This is a genomic window from uncultured Pseudoalteromonas sp., from assembly GCF_963922945.1.
GTDB lineage: Bacteria > Pseudomonadota > Gammaproteobacteria > Enterobacterales > Alteromonadaceae > Pseudoalteromonas.
In genome coordinates this window covers 1-24893 of the sequence record NZ_CAWUKC010000002.1, presented here as the reverse complement: position 1 = coordinate 24893, position 24893 = coordinate 1, and the positions used below count along the sequence as shown (strand labels likewise).

The window sequence follows — 24893 nt, the reverse complement described above, 5'->3', positions numbered from 1 at the left end:
TCACAAATTAACAAAGGTAGCTGTGCTTTATATTGCTCATCTAATTAGGCATGTTAAAGTGAGTACAGCTAACATAAGAACGTATTTCAAAGGTCATCCAGCCTCATGTTTAAAAAACTCCGTGGTATTTTTTCAAACGATCTATCGATCGACTTGGGTACAGCCAATACCCTTATCTATGTAAAAGAAGAAGGTATTGTACTTAACGAGCCTTCAGTGGTTGCAATTCGTCAAGAACGCGCTGGTGGACCTAAAAGTGTTGCTTCTGTGGGTACAGAAGCAAAGCAAATGCTAGGGCGTACACCGGGTAATATTAAAGCAATTCGCCCAATGAAAGACGGGGTAATAGCCGACTTTTATGTAACCGAAAAAATGTTACAACACTTTATAAAACAAGTGCACAACAATAACTTTATGCGCCCAAGCCCGCGTGTACTTATTTGTGTACCGTGTGGTGCAACCCAAGTAGAAAAACGCGCAATACGCGAATCAGCAATGGGTGCTGGCGCTCGCGAAGTTTACCTAATTGAAGAGCCAATGGCCGCCGCAATTGGTGCAGGGCTACCCGTATCAGAGGCAACCGGCTCTATGGTTGTTGATATTGGTGGTGGTACTACCGAAGTAGCAATTATTTCACTAAACGGGGTTGTTTACTCATCGTCTGTGCGTATTGGTGGCGATAAGTTTGATGAAGCCATTATCAATTATGTGCGCCGTAATTTTGGTAGCCTAATTGGTGAAGCAACTGCCGAAAATATTAAACACCAAATTGGCTCTGCATTTAAAACCGATGAACCTATTGAAATTGAAGTACGCGGTCGTAATTTAGCAGAAGGTGTACCTCGCTCATTTACACTTAACTCGCACGAGATTTTAGAAGCGCTACAAGAGCCGCTAATGGGCATTGTAAGTGCTGTAATGGTTGCCCTTGAGCAATCACCACCTGAGCTTGCATCAGATATTTCTGCTCACGGTATGGTGCTAACTGGCGGTGGCGCACTATTAAAAGATTTAGATCGTTTATTAATGGAAGAAACAGGCATTCCTGTGGTTGTTGCCGATGACCCACTGACATGTGTAGCACGTGGTGGCGGTAAAGCTCTTGAAATGATTGATGTTCATGGTGGTGACGTTTTTAGTTACGATTAATGAAATTACTGTTTGGACAAACCATCTCTTTGCAACTGCGACTTTTTGTCGCAGTGCTTTTGAGTATAATGCTCATTGCGGGCGATAAGTTTACGCAAGGCGGCACGGTTGTGCGTACTAGCCTCAACACACTTGTCAGTCCATTAATTTACGTTGCCAACCTGCCTTACGAATTATTTAGCTTAGGTGCTAAAAGCCTTCACACTCGCGAACAGCTACTGAGCGAAAACGAAGCACTGAAAAAAAAGCAAATGTTACAAAGCGAGCAATTGCAGCAGTACCAATTTTTAGCTCGTGAAAATCAAAAGTTACGCGCGTTACTTGGCTCATCGGCTAAGCAATCTAATCGTAAAAAAATAGCTCAGGTGCTTTCTGTTCACTCAAACCCTTATAGTCATCAAGTGGTTATTAACCGCGGTACTACCGACGGCCTAAGCGAAGGTCAAGCTGTCATTGACGAAATGGGCGTTGTTGGGCAGCTTACTAAAGTTGGTTCTACTACATCGCGTGTATTACTTATGACCGACACAACTCATGCTACGCCGGTGCGTATTTTGCGAAACGACGTACGCACAGTGGTAGAAGGTATTGGTAAAATTAATGTGGTTAAACTTTCGCATGTACCTCATAGCCTAGATGTTCGCATTGGCGATGTACTTGTTACCTCGGGACTAGGTGGTACGTTCCCTGAAGGTTATCCGGTGGCTGTTGTTACCGAAATAAACCGTGACGAAGGCCGCCCATTTGCCCAAGTATTTGCAGAGCCTATTGCACAGCTAGATCGTATTCGTTTGTTGGTTATTTTATGGCGCAATCAACAGGAGCAAATCAGCGATGATTAATCGTTATTCATTGTTAATTGCCCTAAGCATCTTTTTTGCTTTAATTATGGCATTAATGCCACTGCCTTTTTCGTTTGAACCTTTTAGGCCCGACTGGGTATTACTGGTATTAATGTACTGGTCATTGGCAGTACCGCATAGATTGAATATTGGTACCGCATGGATTGTTGGTCTACTTATGGATTTAGCATTGGGTTCGCCACTGGGCGTAAACTCACTTACATACTCTATTTGCATATTTGTGACGGCGAGTAATTTTCAAAAAATACGTAATTTTTCGCTTTGGCAACAAAGCTTGTTGATAGGATTATTTTTAACCCTGTATCACTTAATGCAATTTTGGTTAAACCACTTTTTATTAGGTGTTTATTTTAATCCACAATACCTTTGGCCAGTGGTAACCGGCATGGTCAGTTGGTTTTGGGTCTTTTTACTTCTTCGTAAATACCGTAGACATTTTAGGATCAGGTAATGACAACCGCAGTATATTTGGCATCAGCCTCCCCGCGACGTAAAGAGTTGCTGAGTCAGCTAGGCATTAAGTTTGAACAATTTAGTGTTGATGCAGATGAAAGTCCCCTCGCAAACGAGACACCCTATGACTTGGTTGAGCGTTTGGCCCGTTTAAAAGCACAAACTGGTGTCGAACTCGGTTACACAGACCGCCCTGTGCTTGGTAGCGATACTGTGGTTGTTATTGATAACGAATCGCTGGGTAAACCACGCGACAAAAACGATTTCGTTGCAACACTCAAACGTTTATCGGGTAATACACATCAAGTGCTTACAGCAGTCGCTTTTGCTTCACCAAGCAATGTACTCAGCTGTGTGGTGAGTACCGATGTAACCTTTAAAACCCTTAGCGATGAAGAAATAAATAGCTATTGGGAGTCAAACGAGCCGCAAGATAAAGCCGGCGGTTATGGCATTCAAGGCTTAGGTGGTCGCTTTGTTACACACATTGCAGGTAGCTATTTTGCAGTTGTGGGCTTACCTTTATATGAGACCGAACAATTATTACATGCATTTTTAAGAAGGTAACATGAGTACAGAGCTATTAATAAATGTCACACCAAGTGAAAGCCGTGTTGCCTTAATAGAAAACGGTGTATTACAAGAAATTCAACTAGAGCGAATTGGCAACTTAGGGATTGTAGGTAATATTTACCTTGGCAAAATAAGTCGCGTACTACCAGGTATGCAAGCTGCGTTTGTTGATATTGGATTAGAAAAAGCCGCTTTTTTACATGCATCAGACATAGTTAATAGTGCCTCAATAGTTGAGGGGGTTGATGACGAACCCATTAAAAAAGTACAAGATATCCGTGAGCTGGTACGTCAAGGCCAATACATTATGGTGCAAGTGGTCAAAGATCCTCTTGGCACTAAAGGCGCTCGTCTGACGACTGATATTACGATTCCTTCGCGTTATTTAGTATTTATGCCAGACGCGACCCATGTTGGCGTAAGCCAGCGTATAGAGACTGAAGAAGAGCGTGCACGCCTTAAAAAAATAGTAGCAGAGTATGGCGACGATAACGGCAGTTTTATTGTTCGTACAGCAGCTGAGGGAGCAAGTGAGGCAGAGCTAAGACACGATGCTGAATTTTTACAAAAGCTGTGGCAAAAAATTGTATCACGCCGACAAAAAACCAATAAAGCCAGTATATTACACGAAGACTTAACACTTGCGTTTAGAACCCTACGCGATTACGTAGGGGAAGATATGGAACGCATTAGGGTTGACTCTAAGCTAACCTACCAAGAACTAAAGCTGTTTACTGAAGAGTTTGTGCCGTTACTGTCGCAGGCACTTGAGTACTACCCTGGCGAGCGCCCAATTTTTGATTTATTTGACGTTGAAACTGAAATTCAAAAAGCGCTACATCGTAAAGTTACACTCAAGTCAGGCGGTTATTTAATTATCGACCAAACCGAGGCGATGACCACGGTTGATGTGAATACCGGCGCGTTTGTAGGGCATCGCAACTTAGAAGAGACCATTTTTAATACCAATGTTGAGGCCACATCAGCCATAGCTAGGCAGCTACGATTGCGTAATTTAGGCGGCATTATTATTATCGATTTTATCGATATGATCAGCGAGGATCATAAACGCAGAGTACTGCACTCATTAGAAACTGCGTTATCTAAAGACCGTGCAAAAGCTAATATAAATGGCTTAAGCGCATTAGGCTTAGTCGAAATGACCCGAAAGCGTACCCGAGAAAGCCTTGAGCATATTTTGTGTGATGTGTGTCCTGCTTGCTCAGGGCGTGGCTCACAAAAAACAGTTGAAACCGTATGTTACGAAATACTGCGCGAAATAGTGCGTGTTAATCGTGCTTACGATGCTGATAAATTTATGGTCTATGCAGCGCCTGCGGTAAGTGAAGCCTTACTCAACGACGAGTACCATAACCTAGCCGAACTTGAACTATTTATTGGTAAGCAGGTCAATATCCAAACAGAGAGCCTATACAGCCAAGAGCAGTTTGATGTGGTAATGATGTAATGAAAACGAAAGCGGTCTGTTTTTTTTGTTTTAGAAAGTTATGGCAAACCTGCGCCATAATTTTAGTATTACTGGCCGTAATTGTTTCTATTTTAAAGTACACCTTACCTTATGCAAACGACTACAAAGGCGATATAGAAGCCTACCTGCACGATAAATTTGCCATTAGTCTTTCTATTGGCGCAATCTCTGCCAGTTGGCATGGTGCCGGCCCTGCCTTGGTGTTAGAAGATTTATCGTTTAAAGACAACGAAACTGCCCCTATATCACTTACTATAGCCAAAACCAGCCTAGAGCTTAATTTATGGGAGAGCATTAAAGCTTTTCAGCTCAAGTCTAATTACTTTGTAATTAATGGCTTTCACACTAGCGTAAATATTCAAAACTTGTTGAATAACTCCAATAATGAGGATGTCTCGTTTGAACAAAAGGAGTTAATTGAAGAGCTGTTTTTAGGTGACACAGGCCACTTTGCGATTGAAAATTCGAGCATTAATTTTATTTTAGAAGATGGCAAAGAGCGTAAGCTGCTACTCGAAAACATAGTATGGCAAAACCAAGAAAAACAACACCTAGGAAGTGGTAGTCTGGCCTTGCCTGGCATTAGTGTTGGAAGCTTTGACGCACGTATCGCACTAAGCGGTAAAACCATAGAGCAAATTGCAGGTGATATTTACGTACAAGCAAATAGCGTAGATGTATCTAACTGGTTAGCGCAATATATTAATACTGAAAAACAACAGCTTTACACTGACATAAACTTAAAGTCTTGGCTTAAGCTCGAAAATGGTTTTATCAGCGATGTAAAAATGCAGTGGTTACCCAGTTTTGTTCATTGGCAAAATGGCCAGCAAGCTAAGCAAGTAAGTTTAAGCGAAGGGGGATTTCATTTATTTCCTGAGGCAAACGCTTGGCACTTAAAAAGCACGGGCTTAGCATTTAGTAATAACGATACAACCTGGCCAAGTCTAGAATTTGAGGCCAACTTAGGTAAGCACAATAAAGTGTGGCTGCAGCAGGTTGATCTTTCTTTACTGGGTAACTTGGCTTCGTTAACTAATTTTGAAGCATTACAGCCACTTTTAAACCGCAAACCAAGTGGTTTTATTGATCAAGCCTACCTAGAGCTCAACCCAAATGAAATGTGGCAGCTTTGGTTTTCAGCAAATAATATTGGCTGGCAAGAAGTGTCAGGTATTCCTGCAGCGCAAGCGCTTAGAGTATCTGGGCTAATAAATCAGCAGCGCGGGCGAGTACAAATATTTGGTGAAAACGGCACTTTAATAACCGGCGATAGCTTCAGTAAAAATATTGATTACAACCAAATTAATATCGATCTGGATTTAGCAAAAATAGATAATTACTGGCGTGTAAGTAGCAATAATATTTGGTTTGATAATAACGAAGTGACCTTAGCGGCTGAACTAAATGTAAACCTTAGCGACGATCCCCGTTTAGATCTTTACGCAGAAGCCTATGCCGATGATGCCACCGTAGCAGGTCACTATTTTCCTTTAAAGGCAATGAGCCCTCAACTTGTAAGCTACTTAAACGGCGCAATAAAAGGGGGCGAAGTAGCTAAAGCGCAAGTATTATTTGCGGGCCCGCTTTCAGGTTTTCCTTTCACAGATGGCAGCGGCCAATTCGATGTACTCGCGCAAATAGATAATGCAACATACGCGTTTGACCCCAATTGGCCAGCAGTTACTAATGCAAACGTACAACTGCATTTTGCTAACGAACGTATGGATATTTATAGCCAGCAAGGCCAGTTAGTTAATTTAGAAGTAGGCGATAGCGTGCAAGTCAGTATTGCTGACTTAATGAATGCTGATGAACTCATTGTACAAATAGATAAACGTGCGCAAATGGAAAAACTGTACGACTTTTTTGCCGCCACGCCGATTGCAAACCCCCTAGCTAATATTTTTGAAGTGGTACAGGGCAAAGGGGAAGCCGATGCAAGTGTCACGCTTTTAATTGGCTCTAAATTTAAAGGCGGAGCCAGTGTAAGCGGCAAAGTAAAACTAAACGATTTACCTGTTTATATTTCGGCTCCAGGTATTGCGCTTGAAAAATTAAACGGCGAGCTTAGTTTTGAAAACGATACAATTAGCATGCAAAACGCTAGCGCTACTTGGTTGGGAATGCCGCTGAGTATTGACTACCGTAGTCAAAGCGAAGCACAGCAGTACACCGCTAATATTGATATAACGGCGCTTTTAAATGCAGATACACTAACAACCCAAGCGCAAGGCGTGCTGAAAGGCTACCTAAATGGGCAAAGTGACGTTGATATAGGCCTTACCCTTAATTTTACCGAACAAGGCTTTAATTATCGCGCTCAAGTTAGCTCAGAGCTGCGTGGCTTAACAAGCACATTACCTGCACCATATAACAAAACTAGTGAGCAAATTTGGCCGCTGAGTGGCGTTGTGCAAGGTGATGATATCTCAAACCTTATTACAGCTAATGCTAATCAACAGCTTTATTTTAATGCGATTTTAGAAAATGGCCAGCCGCAATTTAGCAATATGCATATCGTACTCGGTGAGCAAGATTTAGGACTAAACCAAAAAGATTTTAGCGTTAATATCAACCTTGAGCAAACACAACTAGAAGCATGGTTTGAATTAATCGACCAAATTATTAAAGCCGCTAAAGCTAAACCTGAGCAGCAATCTCCCGGTATTATGCCGCCATTAAATGAAGTGGTTGCGCATATTGACAAGGTGAACGTGAGCGACATTATTTTTAACGATTTTGAAATGCGCTTAGCACCACAACAAAACGATTTATATTTAAAGCTCAATGCCAAAGAGCTTCGCGCCGGCGTGTTTATTCCAAGCTCTCAACCCAGCCAACCAATACGTATTAATAGTGATTACTTAAGGCTTAATTTTGCACCTAAAGTAGAGGAAGATCTTGAGAACATTGATGTACTGCCAGAGCAAGACTTAGCATGGCTTAATAAAATACCTGCAATAGAGTTTGAATGTGCAGATTGTAAAGTGGCCAGTTATCAGCTTGATCAGGTTAGCGCTTCGCTAGTTGGTGAAGGTGATAAGCTGACTATTTCTGAGCTTGTGGTTGATAAGGGCGATCATATTTTACATACCAAGGGGCAATGGCAAGGCGGCTTTACACAATTTGATGGTGAGCTTAAAAGTGATGATATAGGTGCTTTATTTAACGAGTTTGATATCACTACTGCAATAAAAGACTCAAAGGCTGATATTAACTACACCCTTGCATGGCAAGGTGCCCCGTATGATTTTGATATACCGAGTTTAGGCGGTGAAGTTAAATGGAACTTAGGTGAAGGGCACATTGCTGAAATAAGCGATGGTGGCGCACGTGTTTTTTCACTACTCAGCCTTGATTCGTTAGTACGTAAATTAAAACTCGACTTTAGAGATGTATTTTCAAAAGGTTTTTTTTATAACAATTTAAAAGGCTCTATGCAGTTAGATAAAGGCATAGCCTACACTAAAAATACCAAAATGGATGGCGTACCAGCCGATTTAACCATTAACGGCTATGCTAATTTAAATACCCTAGAAATCGATTACGATTTAGCTGTGGCACCACAAGTAACATCAAGCATTCCAGTCATTGTGGCTTGGATGGTCAACCCTGTTACGGGGCTTGCGGCACTCGCGCTTGATAAAGTTATTCATTCAGCAAGGGTGATCTCAGAAATTAACTTTAAGGTAACGGGTAAAATGAATGACCCTGTAGTGCAAGAGCTTGATCGCAAAAGTAAGGAGGTTACCTTACCGCAAGCTGCACAAAATCAGCCGCAAGCAACTAGCACGCTTACACTTAAAGATGCAGCGGTAAAAGCAGCACAATGAGTACAGTAAGCCCTAATATAGTTGCTTTGCAAATGTGCTCAGGCACCAACCCCGATGAAAACATGGCAACCCTTGCCAATGCATTAAATAAACTACCCGCAGCTAGGCCTTTGCTTGTGTGCCTACCCGAAGCGTTTTTAGTATTTAGTAAAAGTGGCCATGAGACGTTAAAGGTTGCTAAGCGCATTAGCCACTATAAAAAGCAATTAAGTTTACTCTGTAAAAAGCATGCTATTTGGTTAAATACGGGCACTGTCCCCGAGCCAAGCAAAAATAATAAATACTATGCAGCTTCGCATTTATTCAATGAGCAAGGTGAATGCGTTGCTACGTATAACAAAATGCACTTATTTGACGTTGATGTGGCGGATAAAACCGCCAGCTATCGAGAGTCAGACTTTACCCAATCCGGTGATGATGTTGTAGTGGTTGCTACACCATTTGGCAAAATTGGCTTAACAGTATGTTATGATTTGCGCTTTAGTGGATTGTTTAATGCACTTGCGCGCCAAGGGGCTGAAATAATGTTAGTACCTAGTGCGTTTACAGTCCCTACCGGGCAAGCACATTGGCAGCCATTGTTAACAGCGCGAGCAATAGAAACACAATGTTACGTTGTTGCAGCGGCGCAGTATGGAACGCATCAAAATGGTCGCCAAACATACGGCCACAGTATGATTATTTCTCCGTGGGGTGAGCAATTAGCTACACGTGAAAACGGGGTCGGGTTTATTAGCGGTTACGCTGATCTAAACCAGTTAAATAAAATTAGACGAGATATGCCTGTGCAATCTCATCAACGATTTAGAGAGCATTTATTATGAATTCGGTTGAACAGCATTTATTACACGACAGCCAGCTAAATCGAGAAGAACTCGAAAAAACGCTAGGGTATATTCATCAGCACAAAGTGGACTACGCCGATTTATACTTTCAATCAAGCCATCATGAGTCATGGGTACTTGAAGACGGTTTAATAAAAGAAGGCTCTTACAACGTTGAGCGCGGCGTAGGTGTACGTGCCGTTAGTGGCGAAAAAACGGGCTTTTCTTACTCTGATGCCATTAACCTTGAAGCGTTAAACAAAGCGGCAACCGCAGCTCGTAGCATTGCTGATGCGGGCGCAGATAAAACCATTAAAGTGTTTAGCGACGTGAAAGCAAAAGCGCAATTTGCACCGCATCAGCCCATATCAAGCATGAGTGACAGCGACAAAGTGAGTTTACTACGTGAGCTTGAAAACTACATTCGCGAACTTGCCCCTGATGCACAGCAAGTAATTAGCTCAATGTCGGCGGTATACGAAGAAGTATTAATTGCTGCCAGCGATGGTACCTTTGCAACCGACATACGCCCGCTTATTCGTTTAAACTGCTCCGTTTTGCTTGAAAAAAATGGCCGCCGTGAACGCGGTGGCGCAGGGGGCGGTGCACGTTTAGATTATGGTTATTTTAAAGAGCTAGTTGAAGGCAAGCCGCGCTGGATGGGCTTTGCCGAAGAAGCCGTACGCCAAGCTAAAGTAAACCTAGAGGCAATTGATGCACCCGCTGGCACAATGGAAGTTGTACTTGGTAATGGTTGGCCAGGCGTGTTGTTACACGAAGCAGTAGGGCACGGCCTTGAAGGCGACTTTAACCGTAAAGGCGCGTCGGCATTTAGCGGTAAAGTAGGGCAAAAAGTTGCATCTGAGCTGTGTACTGTAGTGGATGATGGCACCATGGCTGATCGCCGTGGTTCACTTAATGTTGACGATGAAGGCACACCTGCAGCTTATAACGTACTCATCGAGAACGGTATATTAAAAGGCTACATGCAAGATAAGCTCAATGCGCGTTTAATGGGCGTAAACCCAACAGGTAATGCACGTCGTGAGTCGTATGCGCATTTACCTATGCCACGTATGACTAACACCTATATGTTAGGTGGCGAGCACAGCCAAGCCGATATTATCAGCTCAGTTAAAAAAGGGGTGTTTGCCCCAAATTTTGGTGGCGGCCAAGTAGATATAACTTCAGGTAAGTTTGTATTTAGCGCATCAGAGGCGTATTTAATTGAAAACGGTAAAATTACCCAGCCAATTAAAGGCGCAACGCTAATTGGTAATGGCCCAGAGGTTATGCAGCACATTTCTATGGTGGGTAACGATTTAGCGCTTGATAAAGGCGTAGGCGTGTGTGGTAAAGATGGCCAAAGCGTGCCGGTAGGGGTAGGCCAACCAAGTCTTAAAGTAGACCAACTTACAGTAGGCGGCACCGCATAAAACAATAGCGCGAAGCAATTTGTGCTTTAAAAGTTATATGAGCGAGGCTTAAGCCTCGCTTTTTGTTTCTTTGTTTTTCTTCGCTTCTTCGTACCACAAGTTCATAAAACACTCAGTTAACTTATGCTCAATCTCCAAGGCGTTATGAGTTGGGCAAAACAGTGTAAAGTTAGCTTTAAACTCACCAAGCTCCGTGGTACTAAAATGTATTACGGGTTCAGGCCCAGAAATTTTAGCATCTAACTTGCGCTCTATCATTGAGTTATAGCGGCTAGCAACCTCCTCAAACTCTTTACAAAATAGCTTCGCTTTTTCGTTTAGTGCCTCATAAATAGGATAAGGGTTAAAGCTTTCTCTTCTTACAATTGTAAAATGGTGCGTGGTAAAGCGTTTTACAAAATTTAAGTTTTTGATTGAGCTGGTTATAAGCTTATTATTAGGGATGTAAATTGTTTTACGAGAAAACTGATATGTATGCATATCAATTTCATGTAATGTGGTTTTTATCCAATCAGTCTCAGCTACTTCGCCAAAGTAATCACCTACTTGTATCCAATCACCGACTTTAAATGGGCGTGTTGTAACAAGGTAAAAAAAACCAATAACACACTGTATAAACTCGCGCGTTGCAAGCACAATAGCCACCGCAAACGCGGCAATAGACAGTGCAAAATTTTGTATTTCGGTAGACCATACAAACAAAAGCGACAGCACCATAACAAAATTAATAAAGTGCTTAATGTTATGGGTGATGTAACGAATGTCTTTTTCTTTTTTTTCTGCGCGGTTTCTTGCTAGTTTATCAAGCAGTACTTTAAGTACAAACGCGATGGCAAGTACGAGTACAGAAACTAAAAAAGGGTGCATGAGTATGTCTGTGAGCATAACATCCAAATAGTTGTAAAAATAAGCACGCTAAGTATATTGAGTAATCAAACAAATTAGCAAATTTAACCTGTATAAAATGACTTATTTACAGCTAGGCTGCTCGCTGTGTAATAGAATCCTGCGCGTGTTTAGCGTGTTTTTGGCAAAACAATACAAGCTCAATAGCAGCGATAAAAATAAGCGTGTAGCCTAGGGTTTCTATGCCTTCCTCAATAATGTTTTTAACCACACGTACATAATGCTCTGCCATAACCGCTTGCCAAAACTCACCTTTTCCCATCATTCTTGAGAACGCTAGTAAAGTAACCAAGCCAGATAAGCAAATACCATAGCTTGGTGTATGTGCATACGCTTTTAGGGAGCTATAAATATGCCCTTTTTGAGTGACTAAATACAGTATTATCAAGGCTAACAGAGTGTACACAATAGTTTGCCATGCGCCATCAAACACATACATATCAAGGTATGTATCAAATTCTCTTACGAACATCATTGCCGTTAGGGACGCTAATGATACGCAGGCTATCTTAAGTTGTGAATTGATACGTGAGGCATAAAAAAACAAAATAGAACTTAGAAGCGTTAAAATATCTTGCATGTGTTCAGTAAGCGTTTCTTCACTGTAGAGTGCGTTTTGCTGTAAATCAAAGCCTTCAAGCTGGATTAAAAAAGCTACACCTGCTAAGCACAGTAAGTAGATAAACGATCGCAGTAAAAACATAATAAGCTCAAATAGAAAACAATGCGCGGAGTGTAATTACAAAATAAGCTAAAAGCCAAAACATTATCGAAACTTTTTAAATATTTTGAGGTCTAAAATTTATATAGTTAAATTAATGGGTTAGATGTATACCCTGTGTGTTGTTTGTGGTGTATTGGGTTAATCAGTTGTGTAGTATTGGTATAAATGCACACGGCATAAAAAAGCCCTTACTCAAACAGAGCAAGGGCTTTTAAAATTATAACAGGCCTGCGCTTAGCGCATAGTAACAAACTCTTCAGAGCCTGTTGGGTGCAGCGCAACAACCGCATCAAAATCAGCTTTAGTTGCGCCCATTTTCATTGCTACCGCAAAGCCTTGAATCATTTCATCAACGGCAAAACCAATGCCGTGTAAACCAACAACTTTTTCTTCAGGGCCTACACATACCAGCTTCATGGCACACGGTTGGCGATGCTGCGTTACGGCAGTGTACATTGCAGCAAAGCCCGACTTGTACACTTTTACGTTTTCTTCGCCATGGCGAGCAATCGCTTCTTGCTCGGTTTCACCAATAGTACCGATAGGTGGGTGACTAAATACCACGGTAGGTACAAGGCTATAATCCATTTTTAAATCATCAGGCAGGTCTTTATTAAATAAACGCTCTGATAAGGTACGGCCGGCTTTTACAGCGACAGGTGTAAGTTCAATACCGTGCTCAATAATATCGCCTACAGCATAAATGCCAGGTACGTTTGTATTTTGATATTCATCTACTTTTACATAACCAGAGCTATTTAGCTCAACCCCTGTAACTGCAATGTTAATTACATCGGTGCTTGGCTCACGACCAATTGCCCAAATAACTTGGTCAACGTTTTGGCTGTAACCATTTTCAAAATGTATAGTTAAGCTACCATCACTCTCTTTAACCACTTCTTTAGGCGAGCATTCGGTGTGTAGTGTTGGGCCTTCTTTTTTCATGATATCTACTAGAGTATCAACCAGTAGCGTATCAAAATTACGAAGCGGTGCATGTTTGCGCACAAATAAGTGAGTTTCAGTACCTAGGCCATGCAATACACCGGCAAGCTCTACAGCAATATAGCCTGCGCCAATGACTGCCACTCGCTTTGGTTGCTCTGTAAGCTCAAAAAAGCCATTTGAATCTATACCGTACTCAGCACCTGGGATATTAGGTGTATGCGGGCGTCCACCTACTGCAATCAAAATATGATCAGCTGTGTAATGCTCGCCGTTTACTTCTACGGTTTTGTTATCAACAAATTTAGCAAAACCATTAATTACGGTTACACCGTTGTTTGCTAAACCATTGTCATATCCTTTATGAATACGGCTTATGTAAGCTTCACGGCTTTCGACTAACTTGCTCCAGTTAAAGTCTTTTACTTCTACATTAAAGCCATAATCCGGTGCATATAAATTAATTGCTTCAGCAACTTGTGCGCCATGCCACATTACTTTTTTAGGCACACAGCCTACATTCACACAGGTGCCACCCATGTGTTTTGCTTCGATAAGCGCTACTTTAGCGCCACGCATTGCTGCACGGTTAGCAGAGGCAATACCACCACTACCACCACCAATCGCAATGTAATCAAAATGCTGAGCCATGTTTAATCCTCAAAAATATATTTAACTATAATGTGCCGATGATAGCATATGCTAAGTGCAAGTCACCCAGCACAACACGCTAAAAAGCCGATAAACACAACAAACGAAATCCTTTATTGTGCCGATCAGTTTCAACCTAAGCTATATTAGACCCATTAATGGAGGCTTGTATTTCAACGTTTTGCCCCAACTTCAAATTCATAGTCAAATAAATTGAGAAAATTCATGAGCGAAGCACAAACAAATCCACTCATTGGCCTTGAAGGCTTACCCCCGTTTTCAAAAATAAAGCCAGAGTACGTAGTACCGGCACTAAAGCACGGTATAGAGCAATGTCGTAAAGCCATCGATGACGTGTTAGCCAAAGGCTCGTTTACATGGAATGATTTAGTACTACCCCTTGAAGAAGCCGATGACAAACTCTCGCGTATGTTTTCACCGGTGTCGCACCTTAATTCAGTGATGAATAACGACGAGCTGCGTGAAGCCTACGAACAATGCCTACCGCTAATATCTGAGTACTCAACATTTGTCGGGCAGCATCAAGGCCTGTACGAGGCGTATAATACGCTTTTTAACAGCGATGAATTTAAAACTCTGAGCACTGCGCAACAAAAAACTATAACTAACGCCCTACGTGATTTTAAACTTTCAGGCATTGCCTTATCAGCAGACGATCAAAAGCGCTATGGCGAAATTAGCACGCGTTTATCTGAACTTGCTTCTAAGTTTGGCAACAACGTAATGGATGCAACACTTGCATGGCATAAACACATTACCGATGAAAGCCAATTGGCAGGCTTGCCAGAGTCGGCGTTAGCGCTTGCCAGCGAAACAGCGAAAAGCAAAGGCTTAGACGGCTGGGTATTTACACTTGATTTTCCGTCTTATTTGCCAATTATGACCTACGCAGATGACCGCGAACTGCGCAAAGAAACCTACACGGCATTTTGCACCCGCGCTTCAGATCAAGGCCCTAATGCAGGTGAGTTTGATAATTCAGCCATAATGGAAGAAGAGCTTGCACTTCGCCATGAACTAGCGCAGCTGTTAGGGTTTAATAACTACGCTGAAAAATCATTAGCAACTAAAATGGCCGAATCGCCAGCGCAAGTTTTCTCTTTTTTAGAAGATTTAGCCGCTAAGTCTAAGCCACAAGCAGAGCAAGAAGTGGCAGAGCTAAAAGCCTATGCCGAGCAAAAACACGGTATATCTGAGCTTCAAGCATGGGATTTTGGTTATTACAGCGAAAAACTCAAGCAAGAAAAATACGCAATTTCAGATGAAGTACTGCGCCCTTACTTCCCTGCAGATAAAGTACTTAGTGGTTTATTTGAAACCGTTAATCGCTTATTTGGTATTAAAGTAAAAGAAGTAAGCGACTTTGATAGTTATCACAACGATGTACGCTTTTTTGAAATTTTTGACAGCAAAAACACATTACGCGGTCGTTTTTACCTTGACTTGTATGCACGTGAGCGCAAACGTGGCGGTGCGTGGATGGATGACTGTATGGGGCGTAAAATACGCGCCAACGGTGAGTTACAAACACCTGTTGCGTACTTAGTGTGTAACTTTAATAAAGCGGTAGGCGACAAACCGGCGCTATTTACACATGACGAAGTAACCACACTTTTTCACGAATTTGGTCATGGTATTCACCACATGCTTACCCAAGTTGATGCTGCGCCTGTTGCGGGTATTAACGGTGTGGCATGGGATGCCGTAGAACTACCAAGCCAATTTTTAGAAAACTGGTGCTACGATGAAGAAGCGTTGAGCTTTATTTCAGGCCATTTTGAAAGTGGAGAGCCATTACCAAAAGAGCTACTTGATAAGCTACTAGCTGCTAAAAACTACAATTCTGGTATGCAAATGCTGCGTCAAATTGAGTTTTCGTTGTTCGACTTTAGAATTCACCACGATTACCAAGCAAATCAATCGTGTCAAATTCAGGCAACGCTAAATGATGTACGCAGTCGCACGTCGGTAGTAAATCCGCCTGAGTTTAATCGTTTTCAACATGGCTTTAGTCATATTTTTGCAGGTGGCTACAGCGCCGGTTACTACTCGTACAAGTGGGCTGAGGTACTCTCTGCCGACGCATTTTCTAAATTTGAAGAAGACGGTATTTTTAATGCCGAGACAGGTAAAGCCTTTTTAGAAAATATTTTAGAAAAAGGTGGTAGTGAAGAGCCTATGGCATTATTTAAAAAGTTTCGTGGTCGCGAGCCAAATGTTGATGCTTTGTTGCGTCACAGTGGTATAGCTGCATAAACAACTACTTAACCTTATAAAGCGCCTATATGGCGCTTTTTTTATGTTTTTTAATATATTGGCCAATTGTTTTTAGTAATTTTAACCTCTCGTACTATGCTTTATGTATACACAGTAAAATGGACTAAGGCATGGCAAAGGTAGTACTAACAATTGATGACGACTTATATGTTCATCGAATTATAGAGGAGGCTTTAGCGGGCTTTTGTAAGCTTATTCACGCCAAAGATGGCGAACAAGGACTTAAACTAGCTAAACAACACACACCAGATATCATTTTACTCGATATAGAAATGCCCGGTAAGTCCGGCTACCAAGTGTGCCAAGCGTTAAAAGAGGATGAGTTAACACACGATATAGCGGTTATGTTTCTATCCTCTAAAGTTGAGCTTAGTGATAGAGTTAAAGGTTACAGCGTTGGCGCATCTGACTACATTATAAAACCCTTTAATACCGAAGAATTAATGGCACGAATTAAAGTACTTTATGAGTACCGACAGCAGTGCAAAAAGCTAAGGTTTGATGTGGCTAAAGCACAAACTACCGCCGCTATGGCTTTAGCTGAGTCTGGAGATATGGGACGGATAGTCAGGTTTGTGGCGCAAAGTTACCACTGTCATAACTTTCAATCGCTAAGTGAGCATTTTTTAGCGTTTTTTGGGCCATTAAATTTAGATGTTGTTGTGGTGTTTTGGTATCAAGGCAATAGTTTTTTTTATAGTTTGGAATCAGGAGTTTGCCCGCTTGAGCAAGAGCTTTTAGAGCAGCACCGCAATGCAGAGCGCTTTGTTGATATTGGCAGTAGTACCATTATAAATTACCCCAAACTCTCTTTGTTAATCAAAAATATGCCTATTGAGGATCGTGCTTTGTACGGCCGCTATAAAGACTTATTTCCGCACATACTCGAGGTGACAAACGAAAAGGTCGTTGCTATGGAAAGAAACGAAAATAGCTTTGAGCAAGCCACGCAAATCAGCACCGCTTTGCAAGATATTGTAAAGCAACTTACCAGCCAAAATGTTGTACAGAATGACTACACTAGGCAGTTTATAGAGCAGCTGCATGAACTAAACTGCGCTATTAAACAAACACAAGCACAGGCAAACCCTGCAGATTTAACCTTATACATGTCTCAATTAGACGAAACTATGCAGCTGTTAGTGACCGCAAATAGTGATCTAGCATTTATAAAATACCAGCTTAAACAAGTGACCGAGAGCCGCAACGAATTACTGTGCAGTTTACGCTCAAAAGTAGAAGAGGCCAGCTCACATAGTCTTGCGCACCAAAGCGATATAGAGCTATTTTAGTGCGTTAACGCTTGTTATACTGCAGCTGAAATTTTTCGTCGGAGTGTGTCGTGGTTATTCAGTGTGCTTTTAAAGAGTGTCGCCCGTATTTAAATGAGCTAGAAACGCGTTTTAACTTAGCCCAATGGGCGCAAAGTTGTAGCGGCTTTACTCTACATTATGACGATAAAGGTCTGAGCCTTTTAAAAAGCGATGAACCTAAACTTGGCGCAATAAACGTAGACTTTGTTACAGGCGCTGTTGCTCACAGGCGAAAATTTGGTGGTGGTAAAGGTCAGTCAATCGCAAAAGCGGTAGGGTTAAACAAAGGCGCAACCCCTGTTGTACTAGATGCCACCGCAGGGCTTGGTCGTGATGGCTTTGTATTAGCGTCACTGGGATGTAAAGTTATACTGCATGAACGCCACCCTGTGGTAGCTGCTCTATTATTTGATGGCTTAAAGCGTGCATACAACGATGCAGAAATAGGCCAATGGATGCAGCAAAATATGAGCTTAGTATTTGGCTCAAGCCACACGCTGTTAGAACAGTGTGAGAGTATGCCCGATGTCGTGTATTTAGATCCTATGTTTCCACACCGAGAAAAATCAGCGTTAGTTAAAAAAGAAATGCGAGTATTTCAAGAGCTTGTTGGCGCCGATACCGATGCCGATGACTTGCTAGAGTTTGCTTATCCACTTGCTAGTAAACGTGTTGTTGTTAAACGCCCTGATTACGCGCCGTTTCTGAACAATCAAACTCCCAGTATGCAAATTAAAACAAAGAAGAACCGTTTTGACGTGTATGTAAAAGCGGCTATGGTATAACGGCGTTTGGCGTGTTGATCGGTTTTAAGGATCTAGGATCTTAATGCGCTTTTATGTTAGAATTCGCACAATTTTTTGGCACAGTAAAGTAGCATAGCAATGATCTTAGATGATATTCGCATCGTTTTAGTTAACACTTCTCACTCAGGCAACATTGGTTCGGCGGCTCGCGCGATGAAAACCATGGGCTTATCAAAACTTTATTTAGTGGATCCTGCGTGTGAAATAGACAGCCATGCAAGCGCCTTAGCAGCGGGCGCAACCGATGTTTTAGGCAATGCCGTTGTTGTTGACACTGTGGCAGACGCTATTGCCGATTGTGCGTTAACCATTGGTACAAGTGCTCGTTCGCGCACGTTGTCTTGGCCTATGGTTGAACCACGTGAGTGTGGTGAAAAACTAGTCGCTGAGGCGGCGAATGGCCCAGTAGCACTTGTATTTGGCCGTGAAAATAGCGGATTGACCAACGAGGAGCTACAACTGTGTAACTACCATGTATGCATTCCTGCAAATCCTGAATATAGCTCGCTTAATTTAGCTATGGCCGTGCAAACACTAAGCTACGAAACACGTATGGCATTTTTAAATCAGCAGCCAAAAGTAGAGCAAGCAGAGGACGAGGTAGCTTACCCAAGTTCAAAACAAACAGAGCTATTTTATGAGCACCTTGAAGAAACGCTTAATAACACGGGCTTTATCATAAAACAGCATCCAGGCTTAGTAATGACGAAGTTACGTCGTTTGTTTAACCGAGCTCGCCCAGAAGAGGCAGAGCTAAACATACTGCGCGGCATTCTTACCTCAATTAATAAATCTATTCCTAAGTAAGCTATAGCAATTGGTTATAAAAACCTGCGGGTAAATAATCAGCTAATACTTGACTAAAACACTCAGGTAATTACAATACACCTAATACTTGACCAAAAAGGTCAAGTATTAAAAGTTTGTTAATAGAACAAGGTTCTTAATCAAATTTTTATCAAGTGATAATACTTGACTATTTTACTCTGGTAATTAAAATTTGCACTCTTTTGTGCGGGGGGCGTTATGAAGTTAACATCAAAAGGCAGATATGCCGTAACAGCTATGCTGGATGTTGCACTACATGCGAGTGTAGGCCCTGTAGCCCTTGCTGATATTTCACAAAGGCAAGAAATTTCTTTGTCTTACCTTGAGCAATTATTTGCCCGTTTACGTAAAAACGGTTTAGTTAGCTCGGTTCGTGGTCCTGGCGGGGGTTATTTGCTAGGCCGAGAAGCTGCGGTTATCTCTGTTGGTGATGTAATCAATGCGGTAGACGAATCGGTAGATGCAACACGTTGTCAAGGTGCCGATACCGGGTGTCAAAGTGGTATGCGTTGTTTAACTCATAGCTTATGGTCTGATTTAAGCGCACGCATCGAAGAGTTTTTAAATAATATTACCTTAGCTGAATTGGTAGAAAAGTCAGATGTGAAAGCAATCGCATCTCGCCAAGATAACAGCATCAATAATGCAATTAAGCAGTTGGAAAACATTCAAGTAAGCTGTCAACTATAACGTTGACCTATAGCGGAGAGAGAAATGAAGTTACCGATTTATTTAGATTACGCAGCGACTACGCCTGTTGACGAGCGTGTTGCAAAAGAGATGATGCAATGCCTGACAATGGACGGTAATTTTGGTAATCCTGCGTCACGTTCGCACCGTTTTGGTTGGCAAGCTGAAGAAGTCGTTGACCAAGCGCGCACAGACATTGCCGATTTAATTAATGCAGATCCGCGTGAAATTGTTTTCACCTCGGGCGCTACAGAATCAAATAACCTTGCAATTAAAGGTGCAGCACAGTTTTACAAAAAGAAAGGTAAGCATGTTATTACCGCTAAAACTGAGCACAAAGCTGTAATCGACACATGTCGTGAGCTTGAGCGCCAAGGCTTTGAAGTAACCTACATGGACGTTGAAGAAAACGGCCTATTAGATCTTAAAAAGCTTGAAGAAACTATGCGTGAAGACACGGTGCTTGTTAGCATCATGCACGTTAACAACGAGCTAGGTGTTATCCAAGACATCAATACGATTGGCGAAATGTGTCGTGAACGTAAGATTATGTTTCACGTAGATGCTGCGCAAAGCGCGGGTAAAGTACTCATCGACGTACAACAGCTTAAAGTTGATTTTATGTCGTTTTCAGGCCACAAAGTATACGGCCCTAAAGGTGTTGGTGCGCTTTATGTTCGTCGTAAACCACGTGCACGCTTAGAAGCGCAAATGCACGGTGGTGGTCATGAGCGTGGTATGCGCTCGGGTACACTTGCAACGCATCAGCTTGTAGGTATGGGTGCAGCATTTAGAATCGCTAAGCAAGATTTTGAAAAAGACCATGCACATATCAGCGCATTACGTAAACGCTTAATCGATGGCATTATGTCTGATATGGATGAAGTATATTTTAACGGCGCACAAGACCAATCAGTACCAGGTATTGTGAATATAAGCTTCAACTTTGTTGAAGGTGAATCGCTACTTATGGCAGTAAAAGATATTGCGGTATCATCGGGTTCTGCATGTACATCAGCAAGCTTAGAGCCTTCATATGTATTACGCGCACTTGGTCGTAACGACGAACTAGCACACAGCTCAATTCGTTTTAGTATTGGTCGTTTTACTACCGAAGAAGAGATTGATTACACCGTTGAGTTAATCAAAAACTCTATCGGTCGCCTACGCGAGATGTCTCCTTTATGGGAAATGCATCAAGATGGTATTGATTTAGATTCAGTTGAATGGGCTCACCACTAATACGTGTGAGCATCTACCGTAGCAGGTAATGAGGATAGAATTATGGCTTATAGTGATAAAGTAATCGACCACGTAGAAAACCCACGCAACGTGGGTGTTCTAGACAAAAATGATCCGTCAGTGGCAACGGGTATGGTTGGCGCACCAGCATGTGGTGACGTAATGAAACTGCAAATTAAAGTATCGTCTGAAGGCGTTATTGAAGATGCAAAATTCAAAACATACGGCTGTGGTAGTGCAATTGCCTCATCTTCGCTTGTAACAGAGTGGGTAAAAGGTAAAACATTAGATGAAGCTGCAACCATTAAAAACACTGATATCAGTGCAGAGCTTGAATTACCACCAGTGAAAATCCACTGTTCAATTTTAGCCGAAGATGCAATTCAAGCAGCAATTTCTGATTACAAAAGCAAACAAGCAAAGTAAGAGAGTCTCATGGCAGTGACATTGACAGATGCGGCAGCAAACCGTGTACAATCATTTTTAGCAAACCGCGGAAAAGGCATAGGCCTGCGCGTTGGCATTAAAACGACGGGCTGTTCAGGTCTTGCTTATGTACTTGAGTTTGTTGATGAGCTAAACGAAGACGATGAAACCTTTGCAGCCAAAGGCGTTACCTTAATTGTTGATGCAAAGAGCTTGGTTTACATTGATGGCACTGAGCTTGACTACACTAAAGAAGGTTTAAATGAAGGGTTTAAATTTAATAACCCAAATCAAGCCGATGAGTGTGGTTGTGGCGAAAGCTTTACTGTTTAAGCTCAACTACCTTTGTAGTATTTATAAGCCCTGCCAGTGATTGTAGGGCTTTATTATTTGTGAATTATATTGGTTAAAGTTATGCGTTATTTCGAGTTATTTGCAATACCCGTTGATTACAATATCGACTTGGCGACAATAAATAAGCACTACCTTGAGTTGCAGCGTGCAGTACACCCTGATCGCCACGCTAATTCGAGCAGCCGTGATAAGTTAATGGCTGTACAAAGTACTGCTGAAATTAACGATGCACTACAAACGCTCAAGCACCCGGTAAAGCGCGCAGAGTATATGCTTAGCGAACTTGGGGTTGATATTCGTGCTGAGCAACAAACCTTGCAAGATCCCTCATTTTTAATGCAACAAATGGAACTGCGAGAAGAGCTCGAAGAGCTAGAGTCTGCAAATGATCCAGATACTGCTATTACTAATTTTGAATCACAAATAAAACAACTAAAAGCTCAATACAGTAGTGAGCTTGCCAAGCAGCTTGCGAGCAACGATGAGGCGCAATATCAACTCGCTGCCGACAACATTCGCAAATTAAAGTTTGTATATAAGCTGCAAGACGAACTTGAGCGCATTGAAGACAGTTTATTTGACGATTAATTACTTGCTGTAAAGCGAGCAACACGAGTTTAAAGAGCATTATGGCATTATTGCAAATTGCTGAGCCGGGGCAGAGCGCGGCACCACATGAACATAAATTAGCAATAGGTATTGACCTAGGTACCACTAATTCATTGGTTGCAACGGTACAAAGTGGCGAAAGCCGCACATTAACAGATGAGCATGGCGCAGCTATGTTGCCATCAGTTGTACGCTATCAAGCCGGTGGTATAACGGTAGGTACTGATGCTGCCCAAGCAGCGACTCAAGATCCAGCCAATACGCTTATTTCAGTAAAGCGCTTTTTAGGTAAAACGCAGGCTGAAATTGAACAAAGCTACGGCCAGCTACCCTACCAATTTTGCGAGGATAACGGCTCACTTGCTATTGAAACCGAAGCTGGAAAAATCAGCCCAGTGAAAGCATCTAGCCACATTTTATCGGCGCTTAAAGCGCGTGCCGAGCAAAGCTTTGGTAATCAGGAAATTTTAGGTGCTGTTATTACCGTACCTGCCTACTTTGATGACGCACAGCGCCAAAGCACTAAAGATGCTGCAGAGCTTGCAGGAATTAACGTATTGCGCTTATTAAACGAGCCAACCGCTGCGGCAGTCGCTTATGGGTTAGACTCGGGCCAAGAAGGCATTATTGCTGTTTACGATTTAGGTGGCGGCACCTTTGATATTTCAATCTTGCGCTTGCACCAAGGTGTGTTTGAAGTTATGGCTACAGGTGGCGACTCTAGCCTAGGTGGCGATGATTTTGACTCATTACTCGTTGATTACTTTAAGCAGCAAACAGGTATTTCGTCGTTAGCACCCTCAGTGCTTCGTTTATTTATTAATAAAGCAAAAGCCTGTAAAGAGGCATTAAGCCAGTACGCAAAAGTGAATGTCGTGCTTGAGTTTGATGAGCAAAAATACACTGTAGAAGTCACACGCGAAACCTTTGATGAGCTGGCTATGCCGCTGGTTAAAAAAACACTTCGTTCGTGTCGCCGTGCTGTAAAAGATGCAGGCATCGAAAACGAAGAAGTACTGCAAGTCGTTATGGTGGGTGGTTCTACACGTATGCCACTGGTTCGCAGCCAAGTGGAAAGCTTTTTTGCAAAAGAGCCGCTTACCTCGATCGACCCAGATCGGGTTGTTGCATTAGGTGCTGCGCTACAAGCTGACGTATTAGTGGGCAACAAGCCAGATTCTGACATGTTATTACTTGATGTATTACCATTGTCGCTTGGCCTTGAAACCATGGGTGGATTAGTTGAAAAAATAATTCCGCGCAATACCACAATACCTGTTGCTCGTGCACAAGAATTTACTACGTTTAAAGATGGCCAAACAGCCATGTCTTTACATGTACTTCAAGGTGAACGCGAGCTTGTAGATGATTGCCGCTCGTTAGCTAAATTTAGTTTAAAAGGTATACCGGCAATGGCAGCAGGCGCTGCGCATATACGTGTTACTTTTAAAGTGGATGCAGATGGCTTATTAAGTGTATCGGCTATGGAAAAATCCACAGGCGTACAAGCTGAGATCCAAGTTAAACCATCGTTTGGCTTATCTGATGACCAAGTTGCCAATATGCTTAAAGAGTCAATGAGCAATGCTAAAGACGACATGCAAGCACGTATGCTTAAAGAGCAACAAGTAGAAGCACTGCGTGTTATTGAAGCACTAGAAGCATCACTTGCTAGTGATGGCGATTTGCTCGATGATATTCAACTTGCTAATTTAAAAGCTGAAATAAGCGAGCTTGCAAAAATACGTGAAACAGCGACACAGCCAAGTGATATTAAAGCAGCAATTGAAAAAGTAGATAACGCTAGCAGCGATTTTGCCTCGCGCAGAATGGATGCATCAATTAAAAAAGCCCTTACAGGGCAGTCAGTAGACAACGTTTAAAGAGGTTAGAATGCCACAAATTATTTTTCTTCCCCATCCGGAATTATGTCCTGACGGTGCAGCACTAGAAGCGCCAGCGGGCGAAACAGTCCTAGATGTGGCCTTAAAAAATGGCATAAGCATTCCCCATGCATGTGAAAAGTCGTGTGCATGTACCACGTGCCACTTAGTAATTCGCGAAGGCTTTGATTCACTAGATGAAAGCGACGAGCTAGAAGACGACATGTTAGATAAAGCATGGGGCTTAGAGCCAGAATCTCGTTTAGGCTGCCAAGCAGTAATAAGAGATGAAGACTTAGTGGTTGAAATCCCTAAGTACAATCTCAATATCGTTAATGAAGAGCATTAATTCTTAACGGCTTTGATTTAATAAAAACCGCTGTAGTTGCTTGGTCTCTACAGCGGTTTTTTGTTTTAGCGCTTTCAGCCGTTAGTTTTTAGTTGCTCGAGATGAAGGTTTAGTTATTTGTGTTAATAAACTGAAGTAGCTTTACATCTATTTCTCGATTTTTTAGCTTTTGATAGCTGATAGCTGATAGATGATAGCTGATAGCTGATAGCTGATAGCTGATAGCTGATAGCTGATAGCTGATAG

At 42.1% G+C, this 24893-nt stretch carries 22 protein-coding genes; 19 read left to right on the top strand and 3 right to left on the bottom strand.

What is annotated here, in order from left to right; genetic code table 11:
* Positions 1–105: 105 nt before the first annotated feature.
* The 8 genes from AABI99_RS00650 to tldD are packed head-to-tail and all read left to right on the top strand — an operon-like array spanning position 106 to position 10623.
* A complete protein-coding gene (locus tag AABI99_RS00650; protein WP_002958401.1) occupies positions 106–1149 on the top strand; it encodes a rod shape-determining protein in 1044 nt (347 codons plus the stop codon).
* Positions 1149–1991, top strand: a complete 843-nt coding sequence (gene mreC / locus AABI99_RS00645) for a rod shape-determining protein MreC (RefSeq protein WP_338362640.1) — start codon at positions 1149–1151, stop codon at positions 1989–1991. Before AABI99_RS00650 ends, mreC begins: the two co-directional genes overlap by 1 nt.
* On the top strand, positions 1984–2463 hold the full coding sequence (gene mreD / locus AABI99_RS00640; protein ID WP_338362639.1) for a rod shape-determining protein MreD: 480 nt from the start codon (positions 1984–1986) through the stop codon (positions 2461–2463). The genes mreC and mreD overlap by 8 nt, the downstream gene beginning before the upstream one ends.
* Positions 2463–3032 carry a Maf family protein gene (locus tag AABI99_RS00635; RefSeq protein WP_338362638.1) on the top strand — a complete coding sequence of 190 codons (570 nt, stop codon included), beginning with the start codon at positions 2463–2465 and terminating at the stop codon, positions 3030–3032. Before mreD ends, AABI99_RS00635 begins: the two co-directional genes overlap by 1 nt.
* Before the next feature lies 1 nt (position 3033).
* Positions 3034–4506, top strand: a complete 1473-nt coding sequence (gene rng / locus AABI99_RS00630) for a ribonuclease G (protein ID WP_338362637.1) — start codon at positions 3034–3036, stop codon at positions 4504–4506.
* The gene (locus tag AABI99_RS00625) at positions 4506–8363 is read left to right on the top strand and encodes a YhdP family protein (RefSeq protein ID WP_338362636.1); all 3858 of its coding nucleotides are present in this window, start codon (positions 4506–4508) and stop codon (positions 8361–8363) included. The genes rng and AABI99_RS00625 overlap by 1 nt, the downstream gene beginning before the upstream one ends.
* Positions 8360–9187 (top strand): carbon-nitrogen hydrolase family protein, encoded by an 828-nt coding sequence (locus tag AABI99_RS00620; RefSeq protein WP_338362635.1) that lies wholly within the window; start codon positions 8360–8362, stop codon positions 9185–9187. The genes AABI99_RS00625 and AABI99_RS00620 overlap by 4 nt, the downstream gene beginning before the upstream one ends.
* Entirely contained in the window at positions 9184–10623 is a 1440-nt protein-coding gene (gene tldD / locus AABI99_RS00615; RefSeq protein WP_338362634.1) for a metalloprotease TldD, read from the top strand. Before AABI99_RS00620 ends, tldD begins: the two co-directional genes overlap by 4 nt.
* A gap of 48 nt (positions 10624–10671) precedes the next feature.
* On the opposite strand, the gene AABI99_RS00610 is transcribed toward tldD, so the two are convergent.
* The 3 genes from AABI99_RS00610 to gorA all read right to left on the bottom strand — a co-directional run bounded on the left by AABI99_RS00610 (position 10672) and on the right by gorA (position 13849).
* A complete protein-coding gene (locus AABI99_RS00610; RefSeq protein ID WP_338362633.1) occupies positions 10672–11508 on the bottom strand; it encodes a mechanosensitive ion channel family protein in 837 nt (278 codons plus the stop codon).
* 94 nt (positions 11509–11602) lie between these two features.
* Complete coding sequence (locus AABI99_RS00605; protein ID WP_338362632.1) at positions 11603–12232, bottom strand: hypothetical protein; 630 nt, start codon at positions 12230–12232, stop codon at positions 11603–11605.
* A gap of 255 nt (positions 12233–12487) precedes the next feature.
* Positions 12488–13849, bottom strand: coding sequence for a glutathione-disulfide reductase (gorA, locus tag AABI99_RS00600; protein WP_338362631.1), 1362 nt, complete (start codon positions 13847–13849; stop codon positions 12488–12490).
* A gap of 225 nt (positions 13850–14074) precedes the next feature.
* Between gorA and prlC the strand changes: the two genes are divergently transcribed.
* The 11 genes from prlC to fdx all read left to right on the top strand — a co-directional run bounded on the left by prlC (position 14075) and on the right by fdx (position 24647).
* Positions 14075–16126, top strand: coding sequence for an oligopeptidase A (gene prlC / locus AABI99_RS00595; protein WP_338362630.1), 2052 nt, complete (start codon positions 14075–14077; stop codon positions 16124–16126).
* Positions 16127–16257: 131 nt separating this feature from the next.
* Complete coding sequence (locus AABI99_RS00590) at positions 16258–17439, top strand: response regulator (protein ID WP_338362629.1); 1182 nt, start codon at positions 16258–16260, stop codon at positions 17437–17439.
* A gap of 50 nt (positions 17440–17489) precedes the next feature.
* Positions 17490–18245: a class I SAM-dependent methyltransferase gene (locus tag AABI99_RS00585; RefSeq protein ID WP_338362628.1), complete on the top strand. Its 756-nt coding sequence runs from the start codon at positions 17490–17492 to the stop codon at positions 18243–18245.
* A gap of 99 nt (positions 18246–18344) precedes the next feature.
* Positions 18345–19073 (top strand): tRNA (cytosine(32)/uridine(32)-2'-O)-methyltransferase TrmJ, encoded by a 729-nt coding sequence (gene trmJ / locus AABI99_RS00580; protein ID WP_338362627.1) that lies wholly within the window; start codon positions 18345–18347, stop codon positions 19071–19073.
* A gap of 219 nt (positions 19074–19292) precedes the next feature.
* The gene (gene iscR / locus AABI99_RS00575) at positions 19293–19784 is read left to right on the top strand and encodes a Fe-S cluster assembly transcriptional regulator IscR (protein WP_338362626.1); all 492 of its coding nucleotides are present in this window, start codon (positions 19293–19295) and stop codon (positions 19782–19784) included.
* Between the two features lie 24 nt (positions 19785–19808).
* Entirely contained in the window at positions 19809–21026 is a 1218-nt protein-coding gene (locus AABI99_RS00570) for an IscS subfamily cysteine desulfurase (protein ID WP_338362625.1), read from the top strand.
* A gap of 42 nt (positions 21027–21068) precedes the next feature.
* On the top strand, positions 21069–21452 hold the full coding sequence (iscU, locus tag AABI99_RS00565) for a Fe-S cluster assembly scaffold IscU (RefSeq protein ID WP_338362624.1): 384 nt from the start codon (positions 21069–21071) through the stop codon (positions 21450–21452).
* 9 nt (positions 21453–21461) lie between these two features.
* Positions 21462–21785, top strand: coding sequence for an iron-sulfur cluster assembly protein IscA (gene iscA / locus AABI99_RS00560; RefSeq protein ID WP_338362623.1), 324 nt, complete (start codon positions 21462–21464; stop codon positions 21783–21785).
* Between the two features lie 81 nt (positions 21786–21866).
* Complete coding sequence (gene hscB / locus AABI99_RS00555; RefSeq protein WP_338362622.1) at positions 21867–22394, top strand: co-chaperone HscB; 528 nt, start codon at positions 21867–21869, stop codon at positions 22392–22394.
* A gap of 41 nt (positions 22395–22435) precedes the next feature.
* Entirely contained in the window at positions 22436–24298 is a 1863-nt protein-coding gene (gene hscA, locus AABI99_RS00550; protein ID WP_338362621.1) for a Fe-S protein assembly chaperone HscA, read from the top strand.
* Between the two features lie 10 nt (positions 24299–24308).
* Positions 24309–24647 carry an ISC system 2Fe-2S type ferredoxin gene (gene fdx, locus AABI99_RS00545; protein ID WP_338362620.1) on the top strand — a complete coding sequence of 113 codons (339 nt, stop codon included), beginning with the start codon at positions 24309–24311 and terminating at the stop codon, positions 24645–24647.
* Positions 24648–24893: the final 246 nt, after the last annotated feature.

Bases quoted from the DNA above. Each gene is read 5' to 3' on its own strand.
- AABI99_RS00650 (WP_002958401.1), top strand. From the start codon at position 106: ATGTTTAAAAAACTCCGTGGTATTTTTTCAAACGATCTATCGATCGAC.
- mreC (WP_338362640.1), top strand. From the start codon at position 1,149: ATGAAATTACTGTTTGGACAAACCATCTCTTTGCAACTGCGACTTTTT.
- mreD (WP_338362639.1), top strand. From the start codon at position 1,984: ATGATTAATCGTTATTCATTGTTAATTGCCCTAAGCATCTTTTTTGCT.
- AABI99_RS00635 (WP_338362638.1), top strand. From the start codon at position 2,463: ATGACAACCGCAGTATATTTGGCATCAGCCTCCCCGCGACGTAAAGAG.
- rng (WP_338362637.1), top strand. From the start codon at position 3,034: ATGAGTACAGAGCTATTAATAAATGTCACACCAAGTGAAAGCCGTGTT.
- AABI99_RS00625 (WP_338362636.1), top strand. From the start codon at position 4,506: ATGAAAACGAAAGCGGTCTGTTTTTTTTGTTTTAGAAAGTTATGGCAA.
- AABI99_RS00620 (WP_338362635.1), top strand. From the start codon at position 8,360: ATGAGTACAGTAAGCCCTAATATAGTTGCTTTGCAAATGTGCTCAGGC.
- tldD (WP_338362634.1), top strand. From the start codon at position 9,184: ATGAATTCGGTTGAACAGCATTTATTACACGACAGCCAGCTAAATCGA.
- AABI99_RS00610 (WP_338362633.1), bottom strand. From the start codon at position 11,508: ATGCTCACAGACATACTCATGCACCCTTTTTTAGTTTCTGTACTCGTA.
- AABI99_RS00605 (WP_338362632.1), bottom strand. From the start codon at position 12,232: ATGTTTTTACTGCGATCGTTTATCTACTTACTGTGCTTAGCAGGTGTA.
- gorA (WP_338362631.1), bottom strand. From the start codon at position 13,849: ATGGCTCAGCATTTTGATTACATTGCGATTGGTGGTGGTAGTGGTGGT.
- prlC (WP_338362630.1), top strand. From the start codon at position 14,075: ATGAGCGAAGCACAAACAAATCCACTCATTGGCCTTGAAGGCTTACCC.
- AABI99_RS00590 (WP_338362629.1), top strand. From the start codon at position 16,258: ATGGCAAAGGTAGTACTAACAATTGATGACGACTTATATGTTCATCGA.
- trmJ (WP_338362627.1), top strand. From the start codon at position 18,345: ATGATCTTAGATGATATTCGCATCGTTTTAGTTAACACTTCTCACTCA.
- iscR (WP_338362626.1), top strand. From the start codon at position 19,293: ATGAAGTTAACATCAAAAGGCAGATATGCCGTAACAGCTATGCTGGAT.
- AABI99_RS00570 (WP_338362625.1), top strand. From the start codon at position 19,809: ATGAAGTTACCGATTTATTTAGATTACGCAGCGACTACGCCTGTTGAC.
- iscU (WP_338362624.1), top strand. From the start codon at position 21,069: ATGGCTTATAGTGATAAAGTAATCGACCACGTAGAAAACCCACGCAAC.
- iscA (WP_338362623.1), top strand. From the start codon at position 21,462: ATGGCAGTGACATTGACAGATGCGGCAGCAAACCGTGTACAATCATTT.
- hscB (WP_338362622.1), top strand. From the start codon at position 21,867: ATGCGTTATTTCGAGTTATTTGCAATACCCGTTGATTACAATATCGAC.
- hscA (WP_338362621.1), top strand. From the start codon at position 22,436: ATGGCATTATTGCAAATTGCTGAGCCGGGGCAGAGCGCGGCACCACAT.
- fdx (WP_338362620.1), top strand. From the start codon at position 24,309: ATGCCACAAATTATTTTTCTTCCCCATCCGGAATTATGTCCTGACGGT.